This is a genomic window from Marinobacter sp. UBA2498, assembly GCF_002341575.1.
GTDB classification, from domain to species: domain Bacteria; phylum Pseudomonadota; class Gammaproteobacteria; order Pseudomonadales; family Oleiphilaceae; genus Marinobacter; species Marinobacter manganoxydans.
Map to the genome: position 1 here is coordinate 43214 of NZ_DDOI01000042.1, position 4792 is coordinate 48005.

Annotated in this window: 5 protein-coding genes; 3 read left to right on the forward strand and 2 right to left on the reverse strand. The window is 54.5% G+C overall.

Annotated features, from left to right (window positions below; translation table 11 throughout):
• Positions 1 to 77: 77 nt before the first annotated feature.
• Entirely contained in the window at positions 78 to 557 is a 480-nt protein-coding gene (locus tag B2W52_RS04760; RefSeq protein ID WP_286801628.1) for a MarR family winged helix-turn-helix transcriptional regulator, read from the reverse strand.
• 147 nt (positions 558 to 704) lie between these two features.
• Between B2W52_RS04760 and B2W52_RS04765 the strand changes: the two genes are divergently transcribed.
• The 3 genes from B2W52_RS04765 to B2W52_RS04775 are packed head-to-tail and all read left to right on the forward strand — an operon-like array spanning position 705 to position 4329.
• Positions 705 to 2576, forward strand: a complete 1872-nt coding sequence (locus tag B2W52_RS04765; protein WP_286801630.1) for a feruloyl-CoA synthase — start codon at positions 705 to 707, stop codon at positions 2574 to 2576.
• A 45-nt stretch (positions 2577 to 2621) separates the two neighbouring features.
• Positions 2622 to 3557, forward strand: coding sequence for an amidohydrolase family protein (locus tag B2W52_RS04770; protein ID WP_286801634.1), 936 nt, complete (start codon positions 2622 to 2624; stop codon positions 3555 to 3557).
• A 13-nt stretch (positions 3558 to 3570) separates the two neighbouring features.
• Positions 3571 to 4329, forward strand: a complete 759-nt coding sequence (locus B2W52_RS04775) for an SDR family NAD(P)-dependent oxidoreductase (RefSeq protein ID WP_286801636.1) — start codon at positions 3571 to 3573, stop codon at positions 4327 to 4329.
• An 80-nt stretch (positions 4330 to 4409) separates the two neighbouring features.
• On the opposite strand, the gene B2W52_RS04780 is transcribed toward B2W52_RS04775, so the two are convergent.
• Positions 4410 to 4792 (reverse strand): acyl-CoA thioesterase (locus tag B2W52_RS04780; protein ID WP_286801639.1); only part of this gene is annotated, 383 nt, incomplete at its 5' end.

Consider the following 4792-nt stretch of genomic DNA (forward strand, 5'->3'; position numbering starts at 1 on the left):
ACCCAGACAGGATCCGGCCGGGCCCACGACTGGCTCAAGCTTTGATCAAGTACAGGAACACAGGACAGGCACCGGCTTTAATCCAGTGCCACACGCTCCAGCAGTGCCATCAGCAGATGCCGCTCGTCGGATGTTAAACGCGTGGCAATCCGCTTCTCGAACTGGCGGTTCAACACGTTCAAACGCTTTAACTCATCCAACCCCTTCTGCGTAACCCCCAAAGCATAACTACGACGGTCGTCGGGCATTGTATTGCGCTCGACATAACCCAGCGCCTCGAGTGAATCAATCACCTTCACCGCACCCGCACGCGTAATACCGAGCATATCGGCCAATACAGTCTGGTTGATTCCAGGCTGCGTTGCGACGATACTTAAAGCAGTCATGCGTCCTGGCGTAAGACTTTCCGGCCCCATCACGGCAAACAGCACATCGTAGGAACGCACCTGGGCACGCTTGATTGCGTAACCTAAGGAGTCGCGCTGCAAATCAACATAGGTCAGTGGCGTATCAGCCACTTCAGCCGGTTCAGTAGAGGGAGAAAATGAATTAACCAAGGGTTTGCACTTATAGAATAAGGATTTTCAAAAATATAACATTCAGCGTACTGTTAACCTGATTAACAATGTACAGAATTTATTTTTCGGGAACAATAAGAAACTACCCTTAATAATAGCCCCGAAACAGCAACACCGGAGACATGAATGAATAATCTTGCCAACACGAATTTTCGCCCTGTAGCGTTCGGGCCTTACATCAGCAACGTTGAAAAACGTCCTGACGGCGGTTATATCCTGCGCTCCCCTGAGCCCCTGCAACCTTATCAGCGTTGCTACACCGAGGCTTTGGTTTATTGGGCAGAAAACGCACCCGATCGCACTTTCCTGGCACGCCGAAATGCACAAGGCGAATGGGTTCATTTAAGCTATGCCAGCGCTTTGCAACGCGTTCTTCATATTGCGCAAGCTCTGCTCAACCGCAAGCTGAATGCCGACCGCCCCCTTATGATCTTGTCGGAAAACAGCATTGAAAGCGCCCTGATGATGCTGGCAGCGCAACATGTGGGCATTCCATTCGCCCCCATCTCACCTGCGTATTCCCTGCTTTCACGCAGTGCCGACCGCGTCGAGCACGCCGTCAAGCTCCTCACTCCCGGGCTGGTCTTCGCCCAAAATGCCAACCGCTACGCGCATGCCATAGAATTAACGGTACCGGCGGATCTGGAACTGGTTTTTGTTGAGGGCAGCATCGAAGGTCGCCATTGCACTACTTTCAGCACGTTGGAAAACACACCCGTCAGCGACCAGGTTGAAGCCGCTCACCAGGAAGTAAATGGTGAAACCATTGCCAAGTTCCTGTTTACATCGGGCTCAACCAAACTGCCCAAGGCCGTTGTAAACACCCACCGGATGCTCACCAGCAACCAGCAAATGTTTGTGCAGTGCTATTTATTCGCCAAAGACGACCCACCCATCCTGGTCGACTGGCTACCCTGGCATCACACCGCCGCCGGAAACAACAATTTCGGTATCGTGCTGTATAACGGCGGCACCATGTATATCGACGATGGCAAACCCACACCCGACGGCATGGCACAAACCATTCAAAATCTGCGTGAAATTCCGTCGACCTTTCATTACACGGTTCCCAAAGGCCTGGAAACGCTGGCCTATGCCATGAAGCGCGATTCAGTGCTGCGCGAGCAGTTTTTCAAGAATCTGAAACTCATTTTTCCATGTGGCGCCGCTCTGCCGGGGCCGCTCAAACAAACCATCGATGAACTGGCGATTCAAACCGTGGGCATGCGCATCCCCATGACAACCGCCTTGGGTCAAACTGAAACCGCACCTTTTGCCATTACCGCGCATCTGCCCGATTGGCAGGCCGGCGTAATCGGCAACCCGGCACCCGGCTGTGAAGTAAAACTGGCCCCCGTGGCCGGTAAACTGGAAGTGCGTTATAAAGGCCCGAACATCACACCGGGTTATTGGCGCCAACCCGAACTCACTGCGGAAGCGTTTGATGAAGAAGGCTATTTCTGCAGCGGCGATGCCGCCACGTTTATTGATCCCGAACATCCTGAAGAAGGCTTGCGTTTCGACGGCCGTATTGCCGAAGACTTCAAGCTGATCAGCGGCACCTGGGTCAATGTAGGCGCGTTGCGCTCCACCATTATCGCAGCCGGTGCGCCCTACATTCACGATGCCGTTATTACGGGGCACGACCGCGATGAGCTGGGCATGATGCTGTTCCTTCTGCCCGCCGCCGCAGCACTGTCACCCTCGCTGAATGATAATGCGTCTACCCAGGAAATTGCCGACAACCCCGACGTTCAACGCTGGGCGCAAGACCTCCTGAACGAACTGGGCGCGAACGCCTCCGGCAGTTCCAACCGTATTACTCGCGCCATCATTCTGCGTGACCCACCTGTCATGGACCTGGGCGAAATGACCGATAAAGGCTCGATTAACCAGCGCACCGTACTACGCACGCGCAATGAACTTGTCGAACAACTCTATAGCCAGGCACCACAGGCAAATGTGCTGCGTTTGCACGATAGAATGACAACATCCTGAACAGAAATGCTCCATGTACTTTTGAACACGAAGGACTGATTTTAGATGACTGAACAAAAGCAGGACGCCCTGGTTGCCATTGATATCCACACGCACGCGACCGTTTCAACACGAAACCCGCCCGACGAAGTCGCGATTGCGTTCGACAAGGCCATGGCCGAGTACTTCAAAGAGAAGATGCCACGGCCCACCATTGAAGAAACAGCCCAATACTACCGTGAACGCAACATGATGGCGGTGATTTTTACGGTTGATACGGAACGTGCCAATGGTCAGGTACGCATCAGCAATGAAGAGGTGGCCGAAGAGGTGGCCAAACACCGCGATGTACTGATTCCATTCGCAAGTATCGATCCATTGCGCGAAAAAATGGGGGTACGCGAAGCGCGCCGCCTGATCGAGGAATACGGTATCCGGGGTTTCAAATTTCATCCATCATCACAAGAGTTTTATCCCAACGACCGCGCGGCGTACGATCTTTACGAAGTAATCGCCGAACATGCATTACCCGCAATTTTCCATAGCGGGCAAACCGGCGTGGGCGCGCGCATGCGTGGAGGTGGGGGCGTACGTCTGAAATACTCCGATCCGATGTTCCTGGACGATGTTGCCGTTGATTTCCCCGACATGCCCATTATCATTGCCCACCCTTCTTTCCCCTGGCAGGAAAATGCCTTGGCAGTGGCCACCCACAAACCCCAGGTATATATCGATTTATCGGGATGGTCGCCCAAATATTTTCCACCTATTTTGATTCAATACGCCAACACCATTCTGAAAGACAAAATGCTGTTTGGCTCCGACTTCCCTGTGTTAACGCCCGATCGCTGGCTGGCAGACTTCGAGAAAATCGGTATCCGCGAAGAGGTCAAGCCACTGATTCTGCGCGACAACGCGGTTCGCCTGCTGCGTCTGAACGACGATCCTGTTCATGGACGTTACACGCGGCTGAAACCCCCCACCGCCGACGGCTGCTGCTAAAGGAATAACACCTATGAACTTGCAAGACACTCCCGTACTCGTGACCGGCGGGGCGTCAGGCCTGGGGGAAGCCACCGCGTTGAAACTGGCGGCCCAGGGGGCACGTGTGGCTATTCTTGATGTACAAGACGAGAAAGCCCAGGCCGTTGCCAAACAAATTAATGGTATCGCCATACATTGCGACGTCACTTCGGAACAAAGCGCCGCTCAAGCCATCGCCCAGGCCAAAGAGGCGCAAGGTGTCGCACGCGTTCTGGTGAACTGTGCGGGTGGTGGCGTAGGTAAACGCGTTGTGGGAAAAGGCGGCCCAATGCCCTTGGAGGAATTCATCAAAGTGGTCAACCTGAACCTGTTTGGTGCCTTCAACATGACACGCCTGGCCGCTGCCGAAATGATCGCGGCCGAACCCGTGGGTGAAGAGCGCGGCGTGATTCTGTTTACCACCTCGGTGGCCGCCTATGAAGGGCAAATCGGCCAGGCCGCCTATGCAGCCTCAAAAGGCGGGCTTGTATCGCTAACCATTCAACTGGCACGGGAATTCGCCCAGTTTGGGGTTCGCGTCATGTCTGTTGCACCCGGCATTTTCCTGACCCCTTTGCTGTATACCGCCAGCCAGGAAGTACAGGAATCACTGGCAAAATCCATTCCTTTTCCGCAGCGCCTGGGTCAACCCGACGAATTCGCCGACCTGGTCCAGCACATTATTGGCAACCGGTACCTGAATGGCGAAGTGATCCGCCTGGATGGAGCGACACGGCTGGCGCCCCGCTAGTAAAAGGCACGCGCCGGCATGCCGGCGCATTTGCGCTTGGCACCGGTGCCACTGCAATGCACGCCGACAGCGACAGGCTTTTATTTCTGGAAATAAGCCTTGAACTCAGGCGCCACAGAAGCGCCCTTAATGCCGCCCTCTGGTGTGTATACCGCCCATGCGCGCTTTTCAAAACCGGTTGCCACCAGACGCTCGCCACTTTTCACGCTATAAGCGATACGGAAACGACGATCAGCCCACTCCTCCACTTCGGCATAAACCGTAATCACGTCGTCGTACGTGACCGGAGAACGAAATGTGGCACCCACATCAACCAAAGGCGTAACGGCGCCAAAGCGCGACCGCACCTCACGCTGATTCAAGCCTACGCTGCGCACCATGGCTTGAAAAGTGCAATCGAACCAGTAGAAGAAGTTGGGATAGAAAACGATGCCGGCATCGTCACAATCGCCCCACTCAACGG